We start from the raw sequence: 16,831 nt of genomic DNA on the forward strand, positions 1-16,831 counted from the left end.
TAAACTCCTGCCGTACTGCTACTTGGTGTGATTTGACCTGTTGAACTATTGATAGTCAAACCTGATGGCGCAGAGGTAAATGCTCCTCCTGTCGAACCCGTTAGGCTTACATTGGCTGCACTAGCTGTTTTGCAATAAGGTGTACCTGCATAAGAAATAGTAGCACTTGGACTATCTGTAATCGTTACACTTGTCGTGGCTGTGGCTGAGGCACAACCGCCGCTGGCTGCGATTGTGTAAGTAACTGTATAAACTCCTGCCGTACTGCTACTTGGTGTGATTTGACCTGTTGAACTATTGATAGTCAAACCTGATGGCGCAGAGGTAAATGCTCCTCCTGTCGAACCCGTTAGGCTTACATTGGCTGGACTAGCTGTTTTGCAATAAGGTGTGCCTGCATAAGAAATAGTGGCACTTATGTTACAGCGTACATAAGTAAAAGGTACAATATACTCACAGGCTCCACCATTTGGTGTTATTTTTACATAAAGCGTTTGCGAGCCTTCTACTACATTTCCGTTGGGTACAAAATTATTTGGTGCGGTAAATGTACCTGCTGAGATTGTGGCACTGGCATCGGTAAAAATGCCATTAATAGTCCCATTATAAGTACCTCCATAAGTAAAAATAGGTACACTACTATTATTAACAATTATTGAAGCATTCGTATTATTGGTTATGGGTGTAGTTCCGGTCAATGAATTGTAATTCAATACTCCATTGTTTGTAGTACTACTAAACAACGCCAGCTCTGCACCAACTTTTACATATCCTAAGTTATTAAAAACGGAACCTCCGGAGACACTAAAACTTCCAACAGTTGAAATAACACCACAGCTTTGATTAGGAAATATTGTACTAGAAATAACTTCAATTTTATTGGCATTGATTATTCCACTATTTGAGCTGCTTGTATTGCCCCCTCCAACTACCAGACCAATTTGAGTACCAGTTGTATTGATAGTTGCTCCGGCTTCATTAGTGATTGAGCCTTTGGTAAAGACTTTAATAGCCTCCGTGCCATTACAGGTTAGAACAGCACCTGCTTTATTATTAAATATTCCGGTAAAATAAAGACCCAGATTAGCATTGCCGTTTACCGTCATCGAACCATAATTATTAATTATACCATTTATATCTATCGCAGTTGCAACAGCACCAGGAACATAAGGACCGTTGATAGTAGTTACAGTTGTTCCATAATTATTGAATATCCCGCGCCTTACATCCAAAGCGTCTTCGTTACTAACTATCGTAAGTGTTGAACCAACATTTGTTGTCAAGACTGCATTATTTTCTAGTACTACAAGCTTTGCAAGGGCATTTGTACCCGATTTAATAACAGGGTCGTTTGTTACATTGGGTATCGTAACCGGATTCGTAGCCGTTGGCACTCCATTAGGCGACCAGTTACAGGCATTTGACCAATCATTATCAAATGTGCCAGTCCAGGTCATGAGTTCAGTAGCAGTAGATACCGAACTACAAATATTAGTTCCGGTACCCTGTATAGCAAATGTGTAAGGATTTTCGTCAGTATCATTGTTAGCAATGCTTACCGTTGCACTTCTCAGACCACTTGCTGATGGGTTAAACGTAATAGTAAAAGTTGTACTGCCATTAATAGATGCTATTGGTGAAGTGGGTTGTGTTGTAACTGTAAAGTCTGCCGCATGTGTACCGCCAATTACTACTTTAGGGGTTCCGCTAAGCTCCAGGGCTAAACTACCTGTATTCTGAATCGTGAAGGTTCTCTGCATAGTACCCGATGCAACATTCTGTGTTCCAAAATCGGTATGGTCGGTAATTGAAGGAGTGGTATCTCCATTTACAATATCGGTGCTATTACCCTGCAAATTAATTTCAGGAGGAGACATGAAGTACTTAAACGGTACTATATATGTACAAGCTCCACCACTTGGCGTTATTTTGGCATATAAAGTCTGCTCACCAGCAGGTAAACTACCAGAAGGAATAAATGTATTAGGGGCGGTAAATGTACCTGCCGAAGTAGTTGCTCCGCTGTTAGTATAAATGCCATTGATTGTGCCATTAAAGCTACCTGTATAAGTGAAGATACTAGAATTGGTAGGGTTATCATTTACCCTTATAGAGCCATTATTATAAGTAATAGAACCTGTTAACACACCATAATGTATCACACTACCTGCATTATTGGTAAAACTTCCGCTAGTAGTATTAATATAATCACTTGTTGAAATTAATCCGGAGTTGTTTGTTATGCTTCCTGATGAAGTATTATTATAGCTTGCCCCCGTCATTAAAATTTTCCCACATGATTGATTGGTAAGTGTTCCACCACCAACAGCAATACCATGACCTCCATTTATATTTACAGTACCAGAATTTGTAAAACTTGTATTTGGAATTAATGCAATAAAAGAATCTCTTGCATTATAATTAATGGTTCCTTCATTAATAAAATAGCTCCCGGCAGATGCAAGTATAAACCATATACCTCGCATCCCCTGCACGGCACTCTCATTGAAATTTAAAACTCCTGTACTTGTGTTTCTTACTGTCCCATCAGTATTATAAATAATAAAGCCATTAATAACATCAAATGAAATAGTGCCTGAGTTTATTACAGCAGCTCCAGTACCATACAAATCTATTCCATTTCCATTTGGCGAAGTTATACTCACAGTGCCGTTATTAATAAAAATAGCATTATTCTGTAGCGTAATTGCACCCGAAGTACTAGTACTTAATACATTTAAAATACCACCACTTTGTATCGTAAGGCTACCATCTATATTTAATCTATCAAAAGTAGCGGTAGTTCCGCTCACAATAACAGGGTTGTGTGTAGGATTTCCTTGTATAAAAACTATATCACTACTCGTAGGAACTCTGTTCAAATCCCAGTTAGATGCTGTAGCCCAGTTATCGCTTGTTGTTCCAAGCCAAATAATATCATCAGCAAAAGCCGCTTGGTTTAATAATAAGAGAGAAAAAAGGTAAAATATTTTTTTCATTGGTAGAAATGTTTTTCAATAGCTATTAAAGCGTGGTGATGATTATAAAAAGTGCTTCAAAAGTAGATAGAATGGCTCGGCAGGTGTTAGCTTAAAAACGACATTCTTTAGCTCATTTTGTACTTTTTCACTTTTTTGGCTTTTTTTTAATAAAAATGGAGCCGATTATACTTTGACTTTAGCTATGCAAAGCAATTAGTTCAGGCAATAATATTATAGGAGTAGTCTTTAAGTAAAAGCTTATTTCAGGCAATTTTATGAGTGAGATACGCCTGATTCATGATGAATTAGTATCCTATCTTTTCTTTTATATTACTACTACTTTTAGTTCCTTGCTTCAACAAGATTTATGCAGGAGAATTACAACTGTCGCCGGACTTTTACAAGGCATTGTGTATAGCACAACGCAAGAACAACAAAATCTTATGTAGATAGTTGAGGTGATATAGCCTCTATAGGTTTTGAATAAATAGCTTATTGTGCTGAAACAATGTTGAAACACAAACAAAATGATAAAACATTCATTATCAGATTTTATATTTTATCAAGGGGAATTTTGGGGCTTCACCAAGGCACAGACCTTCCGTATTTTTACTTAATAATACCGACTATCAACTAATTATACTTTCTTGACAAAAGAATAAAGAAATTAAATAAGTAAAACAAAATAGTCTACAATTTCGCCTACATTATTTAGTTGCTTTTACGGGACATAGGAAGATAAAGCTTAGCCACTTTTACATTACTAAGCTTTATCTTTCAATGTGCTGCAAGATAGTTCTTATCACTTATTATTATCAATTACTACACCCTTGAATCTGGGCTTTAAAGACACTTCCCTGTCCTGCTTCAAATCCTGGATTCAGTACGATTGATTTCCCCGCATTGTAAGTAACATTGGCAGGAGATGTAATCTTATTAGCTGCATTAATTTGTAAAGATGCCTGTTCGATAGCTGTACCTATATTCATACTTGCTGTCAGGCTCCTGACAGCAGGAGTAACTGGTAAGTATTGCATGGTAGGATTACTGGCAACCACCTGATTGGATGATGCCACCCGTATTAAATATTTTCCGGTGGCTATTAAATCCTGTGGTAGCTGGCAAGTAGTTGTTCCTGCTGTTGTACTTGTTCCTATCAACACCGGGTTTGTAAATCCTCCTGTTGAATCTGATAGCTGGATATTAAATATATTATTCTGGCTGAACAATCCTGTAGTAGCAAAGGTAACATCAACAGTGCTACCTGCACATAGACGATTGTTTGGTATAGTTGGGGCATTAATCACTGCCATTGTACCTACTACTGTAAAGGTGGTTACAACAGGTCCATAGACTGTTCCGCCTACCCTGTTATCTTCTGAATATCCCCTTACAGTTATGGTGTAGGTTCCCGGTATGAAGTTTCGACCATATACATTCAAAGCCAGGTTATCAAAAACCGCATAAGGCTCTACATTTTGTAAGATAGTCCAGTTTATTTCAGGACCTGTAATGGTTAAATCAACACTTCCAATAGGCAAAGTCGAACAAATAGGCTTGGCGATTATTGACACCTGTTCAGGAATTTGTTGAATGACCATACCATCTTTTAGAGAAAACATAGGCTCATAAGGGTTACCTGCTTTTACATATTGTAAATCCAGTACTTGCACACAAGGGTCTACTCCGCTAACAACAACGTTGGTGGTAGCAGTAGCCGAACAAGCACCACTAATTACTGTAACGGTATAAACCCCTCCGTTACTTGGCAGAGCATTCGGAATGGTAGGATTCCTGCTTGAACTACTGAAGCCTGCAGGACCTGACCAAGCATAAGAACTACCCTCAGAAGCATTTAACTGAATAGTTTGGCCTATGGCATAAGGACCAGTATTATTTGCTACAGCTATAAGTGGAGCTGTTATTTGCAAACCTGTTACCGCACTACTTACCACACTCGTACAACTGCCAACCGTACAAGTAGCTGAGATTGAATATGTTCCAACGCTCGAAAGTGTAATACTTGTACCACTTCCACCATTCGACCAGTTTACTGTACCACTGCAACCACTGGCTGTTAAGGTAAGGGTGCTTGGTGAACACACCACTTTTGAACTTGGTGCTGTGATTGTTGGTGCTGCTGGTTGAGTTACTATCTCCAAACCTGTTACTACTGAACTTGCCACACTTGTACAGCTACCAACCGTACAAGTAGCTGAGATTGAATAAGTCCCTACACTTGAAAGTGTAATACTTGTACCACTTCCACCATTCGACCAGTTTACTATACCACCGCAACCACTCGCTGTTAAAGTTAGAGTGCTTGGTGAACAGACTACCTTCTGACTTGGTGCTGTGATAGTAAGAGCTGCTGGTTGAGTTACTATCTGTAAACCTGTTACTGCTGCGCTGGCAGGAGATGTACAACTGCCAACCGTACAGGTAGCTGATATGGAATATGTTCCAACGCTCGAAAGTGTAATACTTGTACCACTTGAACCATTAGACCAAGCAATAGTTCCTGCACAACCACTAGCTGTTAAGGTAAGGGTGCTTGGTGAACACACCACTTTTGAACTTGGTGCTGTGATTGTTGGTGCTACTGGTTGAGTTACTATCTCCAAACCTGTTACTGCTGTACTTGCAGGAGAAGTACAACTGCCAACTGTACAGGTAGCTGAGATGGAATATGTTCCCACACTTGAAAGTGTTAAACTCGTACCACTTGAGCCATTCGACCAGTTTACTATACCACCGCAACCACTGGCTGTTAAGGTTAAAGTGCTTGGTGAACAGACTACCTTCTGAATGGGTGCTGTGATTGTTGGTGCTGAGGGCTGACTTAAAATCTGCAAACCTGTTACCGCACTACTTACCACACTCGTACAACTGCCAACCGTACAAGTAGCTGAGATTGAATATGTCCCTACACTCGAAAGTGTTAAACTTGTACCACTTGAACCATTAGACCAAGCAGTAGTTCCTGCACAACCACTGGCTGTTAAGGTTAAAGTGCTTGGTGAACATACTACTAAAGAACCAGGAGGTGTAATTGTTGGGGCTGCTGGTTGAGTTACAATTTGCAAATCTGTTACTGCTGCGCTTGCAGGGGATGTACAACTGCCAACCGTACAAGTAGCTGAGATTGAATATGTTCCTACACTTGAAAGTGTTAAGCTTGTCCCGGTTGAGCTATTCGACCAATTAATCGTTCCTGCACAACCACTGGCTGTTAAGGTTAAAGTACTTGGTGAACACACCACTTTTGAACTTGGTGCAGTGATAGTAGGAGCTGCTGGTTGAGTTACTATCTCCAAACCTGTTACTGCTGTACTTGCAGGAGAAGTACAACTACTCACCGTACAGGTAGCTGAGATTGAATATGTTCCCACACTTGAAAGTGTCAAACTTGTTCCACTTGAGCCATTCGACCAATTAATAGTTCCTGCACAGCCACTGGCTGTTAAGGTAAGTGTGCTTGGTGAACACACTACTTTTGAACTTGGTGCTGTAATAGTAGGAGCTGCTGGTTGAGTTACTATCTGCAAACCTGTTACTGCTGAACTGGCTGGACTAGTACAACTACCCACCGTACAGGTAGCTGATATGGAATATGTTCCTACACTCGAAAGTGTAATACTTGTACCACTTCCACCATTCGACCAGTTTACTGTGCCACCGCAACCACTGGCTGTTAAAGTTAAAGTGCTTGGTGAACATACTACTAAAGAACCAGGAGGTGTAATTGTTGGGGCTGAGGGTTGAGTTAAAATCTGTAATCCCGTTACCGCTGAACTGGCTGGGCTAGTACAACTACCCACCGTACAGGTAGCTGATATGGAATATGTTCCTACACTTGAAAGTGTAATACTTGTACCACTTCCACCATTCGACCAGTTTACTGTGCCACCGCAACCACTGGCTGTTAAAGTTAAAGTACTTGGTGAACACACCACTTTTGAACTTGGTGCTGTGATTATTGGTGCTGCTGGTTGAGTTACAATTTGCAAATCTGTTACTGCTGCGCTGGCATTGGAAACACAATTATTGAGTGTGCAGGTTGCTGATATGGCATAAGTACCTACAGATGAAAGCGTCAGACTTGTACCACTGCTACCATTCGACCACCTGATGGTTCCGGCGCAACCACTCGCTGTTAAGGTCAGTGTATTAGGCGAGCAAACAAGCTTTTGTACAGGCGCATTAATTACTGGCGCAGATGGTGCGCTTGGGTCTGCAATTGATTTACTGGTCGCATCCATACTAGTACAACCAGCAGTCGTGACTACAAAATTACTGTAAGTACCTGCTGATAAGCCGGTTAACTCAAATACACCATTCTGCACATTAATTGTTTTCGGACTTCCTGAACCTGTAAAAGTAATCGAATATGAACCATTAGCCAAAGTTGTTGTAAAAGCTATTTTTCCATTGGTTCCTCCACAGACTGTTGGAGAAGTTACCGCCCCGGCAGCTAGTGAAGGGGCAGGTGTTACACTCACTAAAGAAGTTGGTAATCTACATCCCTCTAATACTCCTGCTTTACAAGAAGCATAATAAGTTGTATTACTGTTTACAATTACTGAAAGACCTGTACCTGTTCCTAAGGTGGTATTTCCGGTTTGGCTATTATACCACTGTACAACTCCAGAACCACAAGAAGCAGATAAAGTTATACTTGCACCAGAACACACTGACGTAGAAGAAACCGAAATATTAGTTGCTGCCTCTGGTCCGCAATCCGGAACACCTGAAACATAGACATTATGAATATTATTACCGTTGCTACCAACATCCTGTGAATTGATAGTAGAAGGAAAAGCATTGGCAAAATTTAATGGAATGTAAAAAGTAGGATTTGGCAATTGTGTATTTTGTAAAAAGAACTCACTATTATTAACACTTGTAGTAATTACATAAGCAATCCAGTAATCACCACAATTTAGTGTAACAGGGTTATCGAGTGCAAAACTATTCAAGCCAGCAGCCAACGTTGGCGTATTGGTTGAAGCATTGCCCGAAGAACTAGCCAATAAGTTTGTCGGCACATTGTTTACATCAGAATAAATAGCAAAACGGATTCTGGCGCCGCCGTTGAGATTCTGCGATAATATCGCTGAAACAGAATCTACTCTTACTGGTTTTGCAATTCGTACTTTATATCCGAATAAGTTGTTTTTTACCAGACTTCCCGGAAAATTTCCTCCCGTCTCACTGAATGGTTCGTCATATCCTATGTTTGACCTCTGAACTACTACCTGATTTGTAGCTACCCTGCTGCTTTCACAAATACCACTTTTACACGTGGCATAATATATACTTGTGGCGGTTGGTGTCTGGCTAAAAGGTGAGCCTGTTCCTAAAGCTGTGCCACCAGTTGCCTGCTTGTACCAAGTAACTGTTCCTGAACTGCAGATAGCCGTCAATGATACACTTTCATTGCCACAAATTAAATTGGTACTTGTAGCAACATTAGTCGGTACACTTGGCAATGTATTCAGGCTTACACTGGTAGTAGCAGTATATAATGGACAGGCACTGGTAACTGTATAAGTAACCGTATAAGTACCTATGGTACTGGTGCCTGGTGTAATTTGCCCTGTACTTGCATTAATGGTTAAGCCGGCTGGGCTTGACGTGAAAGTTCCGCCCGTTGTACCGGTTCGACTCACCTCAATTGAGCTGGTTGCACCGCAGTATGGTGAGCCGGTATAAGCAATTGTTGCATTAGGTACAGCAGAGATGGCCACATTTGCCGTGCTGGTAAAGGCTGCACATCCACCATTGGCTGCTATAGTATAAGTAACCGTGTAGCTACCCGCTGAACTACTACCGGGTGTAATCTGTCCTGTGCCTGAATTAATACTCAGTCCTGTCGGACTTGAAGTAAATGTACCTCCTAGTGTACCTGTCCGGTTTACATTCACTGGTACTGAATTAGTGCAGAAAGGCGAGCCGGTATAAGTAATAGTAGCATTAGGGGCTTGTCTGATAGATACATTGTAAGAGGTTTCAAATGCGGCGCACCCATTAGCAGCCGGAATTGTATAATAAACGGTATAATCATTAGGGGTACTGGTTGCTGGTGTGATCTGGCCTGTACTGGCACTAATTGTCAAGCCTGCCGGAGAAGCAGAATAAGTCCCACCAGTTGTGCCGGTTCTTGAAACATTTTTTGCTCCTTCGCTGGTACAAAAACTGCTAGCTGAATAGCTGATGGCAGCACTTGGTGCTCCTGAAACTGTTATACTTGTGGTAGCTGTGAAAGCCGGACACCCACTATTGGCTGAAACAGTATAGCTTATTGTATAAGTACCTGCAGAACTAGTACTTGGTGTAATCTGGCCATTACTTGAATTAATACTTAAACCTGCAGGACTTGAACTAAATGTCCCTCCGGCTGTACCTGTGCGACTAACGGTTTTGACTGAAGAAGTAGTACAGAAGGGTGAACCTGTATAAGCGATTGTGGCATTAGCAGGTGTCCCGATTGAAATATTAGTACTTGTCTGATATGCTGCACAACCGCCTGTTGCAGGGATGCTATAATACACTACATAATTGCCAGCTGAGCTTGTACCCGGAGTAATCTGGCCTGTGTTGGTATCAATACTTAAACCTGTTGGTGTAGCAGAATAAGTGCCTCCTGATGTGCCTGTTTTGGTTACATTCTGCCCCCCCTGAGTAGTACAGAAAGCATTATTACTGTATCCGATTGTGGCACTTGGCACGGCCGTGATGGTTATAGCAGTTGTTGCAGTATATACAGGGCAACTACCTGATGCGGCTATAGTGAGCATAACAGTATAAGTGCCTGCCGTACTTGTACCCGGTGTAATGCGGCCTGTACTAGAATTGAGTGATAAACCACTAGGGCTCGAGCTGAATGTACCTCCTGTTGTACCCGAGCGCACGATGTCGGTAGTACTTCCATTTTTACAAATAGACGGGGCCGGGTAAGCAATAGTGGTATTTGGGGCAGCGTTTACGGTTACACTCACGCCAATAAAGGCGCTATTGCATCCGGTATCTTCGCAACGAACATTATAGACAGTATTCTCACTTAACGTTGGTGTAACAAATGGGCTAACAGTAGAAAGCCTGGTACTGCTGCTTGAATTATACCACGCCACAGTTCCGCTTGCACACGAAGCACTTAGCGATGCCGTTGTGCCGCTACAAATAGTAGCATTGGCAGTACCTGTTGGGGCAGTACAATTTACTACCTGCGAAAGTATAGCTGATACACTGCTTTCATACACACCATCACCACTATATTCGGCAGTGATAGCATGGGTTCCTGCTGTCAGCGTATTTATAGTTAAAGTAGCTGTTCCGCCGCTTATAGTGGCAGTACCTAAAACAGTGGCACCTTCTTTAAATGTTACTGTACCAGTGGCAGCCGATGGGCTTAGTGTAGCCGTAAATTGTACATTAACACCTGCACCCGCAGGATTAATATTAGAAGTAAGTGTAACAGTAGATGGTGCAAAGGCGTATTTAGCCAGAAAAAACTCGGCATCCCCTACGGGTATCAGTTCATTACTACCGCTGGCAGAAGGTGTATTAAAATCAAAAGGATGGCTAAAAAAACCTGTTACATACGCACTATTATCAGATACTGCTACAGAGATACCCAAATCCTGCTCTGTTGAGCCGGCTCCTCTGGCCACAATAAAAGCACCGTCAGTAGTGTATTTGGCCAGAAAAGTACTATTCCCTGTAATCGTATTACTTGCAGTTGAAGAAGGAGTATTAAAGTTACCCGAAGCCAGTAGAAGGCCTGTTACGTATACATTCAAGCCTGAAACAGCTATACCGGTACCAATATCATTATATTGCCCTCCTGCTCTTCTTGTCCATTGTACAACACCTGCCGAGTTATATTTTGCTATAAATATATCACGCAGATTATCACTTACAAGGTCATTGGCTCCTGATGAGGATGGCGTATTGAAATTAGCTGTGCTATTGAATGCACCTGTCAGATACACATCTGTACCAGCTAATGTAATACCAACACCAAGGTCTTCACCACTTCCTCCTGCTCTTTTAACCCATTGCAGCACTCCTGCGCTAGTATACTTAGCTATAAACACATCATTATCTCCGGCACTTACAATCTCATTACTGCCTGCGGCAGATGGGGAATTAAAATTGGCTGTCCCCCCAAACTGACCTGTCAGATACACATCAGTATTTGAAGCAACTATGCCCAGTCCTTTTTCTACTCCTGTTCCACCTGCCCTTTTTACCCATTGCAGAATTCCTGAACTATTGTACTTTGCTACAAAAATATCCTGAATGCCATCACTTACGAGTTGATTAGTTCCTGCGGCAGAAGGTGTGTTAAAATTGCTGGTCTCGATAAATGAGCCGGTGATGTAAACATCTGTTCCTGATACTGTTATTGCATTTGCTTCATCCCAACCACTTCCGCCCCCTCTTCTGGCCCATTCAAAATCCCCTGAAGTATTATATTTAGCTACAAATGCATCTCTATTCCCTGCACTTGTCAATTCATTAGTTCCTGAAGCAGAAGGCGTATTAAAGTTGATAGTCTCGCTGAATGAACCCGAAATATAGAGCGCTGTTCCTGATACAGCTATTTTAAAGCCCATATCGGTTCCAGGGCCACCTGCTCTTCTTACCCATTGTATTTCGCCGGAGGCGTTATATTTGGCAATAAATATATCTGAGGTATTGCCATCGGCTGTCAGAATAGTATTACCCAGTTTGATACTTCTGTTAAAATAGCCTACTACATATATATTACCATTGCTATCTGTGGTACTCCCGTATCCTGATGCTGCTGCAAGACTTGCATTAATCCCATTGCCTGCCGACTGCCTGATAAAGCTCAGATTAGGGGCAGTAAGCGCATTAACCACCTGTGAAATCCCCCCGGAACTCGAAAAATATGTGGCATCGCCTCCATATTCGGCAGTTATGGTATGTGTACCAACCGTCAGTAAATCTGTATTGAGTGTAGCTACTCCGTTGTTCAGGGTTGCTGTGCCTATTGTAGTAGAGCCATCTTTAAATGTAACAGTACCTGTGGCAGTATTTGGCGTTATTGTTGCCGTAAACTGTACATTGGCACCTACACTGGCGGGGGTATTATTTGATGTGAGGGTGTTAGTGGTGGCTACTTGAATCTCTGCATTGTATTTTGCTAAAAAGATATTTGCATTTGTTATTGATACCAGTTGATTTGTACCCGGGCTATTAGGGTTGTTGAAGTTGATAGTATTACCAAAAGTGCCAACTACATATATGTTATCATTTGTTGCAGCAATACCTCCGCTATAGTCATGGCTTGTTCCTCCGATTCTCTTTACCCCCCTGATGTTTCCTGATGAACTATAGTTAGCAATAAATATATCTAAACTATTATCTGCAGATACAACTTCATTACTACCTGTAGCTGAGGGAGTATTAAAATTACTAGTACCATTGAAGTATCCAACAACATATATATTATCATCTGCAATTGCAATAACATTACCATTAGTATTATTGTTATTGTTAATAAGATGTCCACCTCCTCTTTTTATCCATTGTAATATACCTGTTGAGTTATATTTAGCTATAAAGGCACTTTCAGGAACATTACTAGTGAGCTCATTACTACCGGTAGCGGCGGGAGTATTGAAATTAATTGTAGAAGAGAACTTTCCGGTAATATAAATATCAGAGCCTGAAACACCTATGCCGAGACCAGCCGCAATTGCACCAATGCCTCCGGCTCTTTTTGCCCATTGGAACACTCCCGATGAATCATATTTGGCTGTATAAGCCTCCTGTGACCCTGGTCCGGCTAAGACATTGATATTGCCAGCAGATGGATTATTAAAATTAATAGAAGAACTAAAAGTCCCTATAATGTATATTTCAGTGCCTGAAACAGCTATTCCTCCTACAAGGTCATAATTTGCACCTCCCGCTCTTTTTGCCCATTTAAATTGTCCGAGAGAATTATATTTTGCTATAAAAACATCCCTTTCACCAGCACTTGTAATCTCATTGCTTCCGCTGGCATTCGGATTGTTAAAATTAGCTGTTCCATTAAATGTTCCGGTTAAATAAACATCATTTCCGAAAACAGCTACGCCAAATCCCGTATCATTATTTGGTCCTCCGGCCCTGCGTGCCCAGTTAAAATTACCATTGGTATCATATTTAGCAAGAAAAGCTTCCTCAAAGTCTCCGGTTATTTCATTACTGCCTGTGGATGATGGGGTATTAAAATTAGCCGTGCCAGCAAAATAGCCTGTAATATATATGTCATTGCCTGATATCGCAATACCATTGCCCCCATCGCTAGTTGGACCACCAGCTCTTTTTGCCCATTGAATAACTCCCTGGGCATTGTATTTGGCGAGAAAGATATCCGAATGTCCGTAAGAAGTTAAGGTTATGTTGCTGAATGTGATATTACTTTGAAAAGTACCCACCACATATATATTTCCAGATGCGTCTGTAACAGTGCCGTTAACTTTTGTAACAATGCCTGATTGAGTAGAATAGGCTTGCCTGATAAATGCAAGATTAGGCTCAGTAAGTGCATTAACCACCTGAGAGACGGCACTTGAAGTGCTGGCAGCGTTTGAACCATCGCCTCCGAATTCTGCCGTGATGCTGTGTGAACCTGCTGTAAGTAAATCTGTTCTGAATGTAGCTACCCCACTAATCAGAGTTGCTGTACCTAAAGTAGTAGAGCCATCTTTAAATGTAACGGTACCTGTGGCTGTATTTGGTGCTACCGTTGCTGTAAACTGTACAAAACCTCCTACGCTAGCCGGATTGTTATTGGAAGTGAGGGTGGTTGTGGTACTGGCTGTTGCACTACCAGTCCCCTGAATGGCAAAAGTATAAGGATTTTCATCTGCATCATCGTTAGCAATGCTTATAGTGGCTGTTCTTAAGCTTTGTGCTGAAGGGTCGAATCTTACCTGAAAAGTAGTAGTACCATTACTGGCAGCAACAGGCGAAGCAGGCAAACTTACAACCGTAAAATCACTGGCATTTGCGCCACCAATGCTTACTTTGGGTGTTCCGGTCAGATTTAGAGCTGCTGAACCTGTATTATAGATCGTAAAAGTTTTGTCGATAGTGCCTGAGGTTACGGCCTGAGAGCCAAAATCTGTATCATCGCTGGTACTTGGCGTAGTGTCTCCGCTGGTGATAGATGTGTTATTTCCTTTTACATCCATTTCACTGGCAGTGGCAGTATTATCTGTATATAAGTTCACGAACCCGTCTTGTCCGGTAGCCCATCCTTTTGTGGCATTTCTAAAAAAAATGTTAGTTGAACTAAAAATATTAAGGTAGGTACTATTCCATGATGAGCCTCCATCAGTGGTGTTAAGCAATAGAGATTGACCACACAAAGCCCAACCAACATTATTATTAACAAAATGGATTTCAGAAACTCCCTGCGTATAACCCGTGTATCCACTACTCCAGGTAACTCCACCATCTGTAGTTTTGAACACAACCCCATTGCTAAAATAATCACCTCCGGCCCAACCGTGGGTAGCACTAACAAAATGACTTCCACTTAAATGCACGTTTAGTCCTACATTACGTGTTATCCATGTATTACCACCATCACTAGTGATAAGCATATTACCAGAATTAGCTGATATCCAACCGTTTAGTGCATCAGCAAAGCCAATCTTATAAATTGAACTAACGTTTCCACCAGCACTCTGGCTTGTCCAGGTATTGCCTCCATCAGTGGTTCTGAAAATATTACCTGAGTATCCGCCAGCCCAGCCTTTGAGGGCATCTGTAAAATATACACTCTGAAACCTGTTAGTTGTTCCTGAGGTCTGAGCAGTCCAGGTATCGCCTCCATCATTGGTAGTAATAATTATTCCATCATCGCCAACGGCCCAACCGCGCGTTTCATTCACAAAATGCAAAGAATAGAGTGATTTTGTAATGCCTGAATTTTTTTCGGTCCAATTAATACCGCCATCTGTACTTTTATAAATTACTCCTCCTGAGCCCACTGCCCAACCAATTGAATCGTTAATAAAGAAAATTCCCCAAAAGTAAGAGGTAGACCCACTGGCCAGCTGAGTCCAGGAACTTCCGTTATTAGTTGTTAACACTCTGCCATTAGAAGAGAAAGCCCAACCTTTGGTAGGGCTAATAAAAAAGGTTTTTACAAATTGATGAAAATTGTATTCAGTCAGTTGTTCGGTCCATGATGCGCCGCCATCGGTAGTTTTAAGTATCGTATTATAATCTCCGGTTGCCCAACCATCAGTACCTGAGCTTAGGTGAACCCCATATAAGTTAACAGCAGAACCAGAAGTTCTACTCGTCCAGGTTGATCCCCCATTAGTAGTTGTAAGTATCTTACCCTCATTACCAACCACACAACCATTGGTAGCCGAGGTAAATGAAACGCCATTTAATTGCTGGGTAACACCTGAGGTCTGCTCTGTCCAGGTGCTTCCACCATCGTTAGTAGTAAGAATTTTACCATTATTGCCTACCACCCAACCTTTTGTGCCTGAAACGAATACTACTTTACGCAAGCCATTTAAGATGCCTGACGTCTGAGTAGTCCAGGTAGAGCCGCCATTTGATGTAGTTAGTATAGTTCCATAACCACCCACTGCCCAGCCTTGTGTACTTGAAGTAAAGTAAACGCCATAAAGATCGCGTGTTGAACCAGAGGTTTGAGGTGTCCAGGTAGTGCCTCCATCGTTCGTTGTAATAATAGTACCTGACGGCCCCACTGCCCAGCCTTGTGTATTGTTTATAAAGTATATTCCAAATAAATCTCTGGTAATACCTGTAGTTTGATTTCTCCAGGTGGCACCTCCGTCAGTAGTGTGCAGTATATTTCCACGATTAGCGGCCATCCATCCTTCGTTAGTACTCGTGAAATACCCATCATTTATATATGGTACAATATAGTTAGAATTGGCAATTTCTGTGGGAGCTTTCCAACTCTGCGCATGGGTATAAATGCTACCCATGAGTACGAGAGACGTAACAATAAAGAGCTGGATAAAATGGTAAAAGTTTTTTTTCATAATGGCAGAAAGTTTTGGGTTTAATTTATGGTAGAAGACTTTCAAAAAACCGGAGAGAAATTCCTCGACAGAAACTCCCCCCGAATTCACTCTTTCTACCACGAAAGGTCTTTCTAGTTTTCAGTATTAATTATTATGTTTAATAAGTATTGATGCTTCTGGTTACTTGCTTGGTTCGTCGTCTTGATACTTTTATCACTTCGTTATTATTCATCCTGATAGATTTTCCTATTTTCTGATACTCGGTCATAAAGTCAAGGTTTACCAATACCGACCGATTAGGTCTTATAAACTGGCAGGAAGGTAAGCGCTTGGCCAACCTCCCTAATGATGTTGCCGAGAGAATTATATTTCCGTTGTTAAGGTGTACTTCTGTGTAGTTACTATCGGCTTTCATAAACAATATAGTACCAGGGTCTATTTTGGTATGCCAACCAAGGCGTATAAGAGGCTCCTGAGTCATCATTTTTTTAGGGGTATTAAGGGTTACTTTACGACTTCAAAGCTACGCTAAAGCGTGTTGGAGGAACTAACGCAAAATTTTCATTCTTTAACACTTTTTTTACACCCTTACTTTTTAGGGTAGTTTTTTTAGTTTTTCTAACTGTTTTTACCACTCAATAACTCACCCTTGTTTTATTTTCAATTCATTTTTTCTCGTTTTATCTTTGACTATTGAAGTGTCAAACTCTATGGTGAGCAAGTTTTTTTTTGCATAGAGTATTTGCTATATGGAGAAACGTAGCAATCGGTTATTATGAAGTTTTACTATCAAAGGAAATTAATTCAGTT

General features: G+C 41.2%; 3 protein-coding genes. All 3 read right to left on the reverse strand.

The features are described from left to right. The coding region (locus tag WAE64_RS22060) for a beta strand repeat-containing protein (RefSeq protein WP_340239952.1) at positions 1-2,999 on the reverse strand (2,999 nt) is incomplete at its 3' end. Positions 3,000-3,796: 797 nt separating this feature from the next. Beyond that, positions 3,797-16,039, reverse strand: coding sequence for an Ig-like domain repeat protein (locus WAE64_RS22065; protein WP_340239953.1), 12,243 nt, complete (start codon positions 16,037-16,039; stop codon positions 3,797-3,799). A 139-nt stretch (positions 16,040-16,178) separates the two neighbouring features. After that, a complete protein-coding gene (locus WAE64_RS22070) occupies positions 16,179-16,505 on the reverse strand; it encodes a LytR/AlgR family response regulator transcription factor (protein ID WP_340239954.1) in 327 nt (108 codons plus the stop codon). Positions 16,506-16,831: the final 326 nt, after the last annotated feature.

Origin of the sequence: Emticicia soli (assembly GCF_037860775.1) — a bacterium.
Taxonomy (GTDB): domain Bacteria; phylum Bacteroidota; class Bacteroidia; order Cytophagales; family Spirosomataceae; genus Emticicia; species Emticicia soli.

Bases quoted from the DNA above. Each gene is read 5' to 3' on its own strand.
- WAE64_RS22065 (WP_340239953.1), bottom strand. From the start codon at position 16,039: ATGAAAAAAAACTTTTACCATTTTATCCAGCTCTTTATTGTTACGTCT.
- WAE64_RS22070 (WP_340239954.1), bottom strand. From the start codon at position 16,505: ATGATGACTCAGGAGCCTCTTATACGCCTTGGTTGGCATACCAAAATA.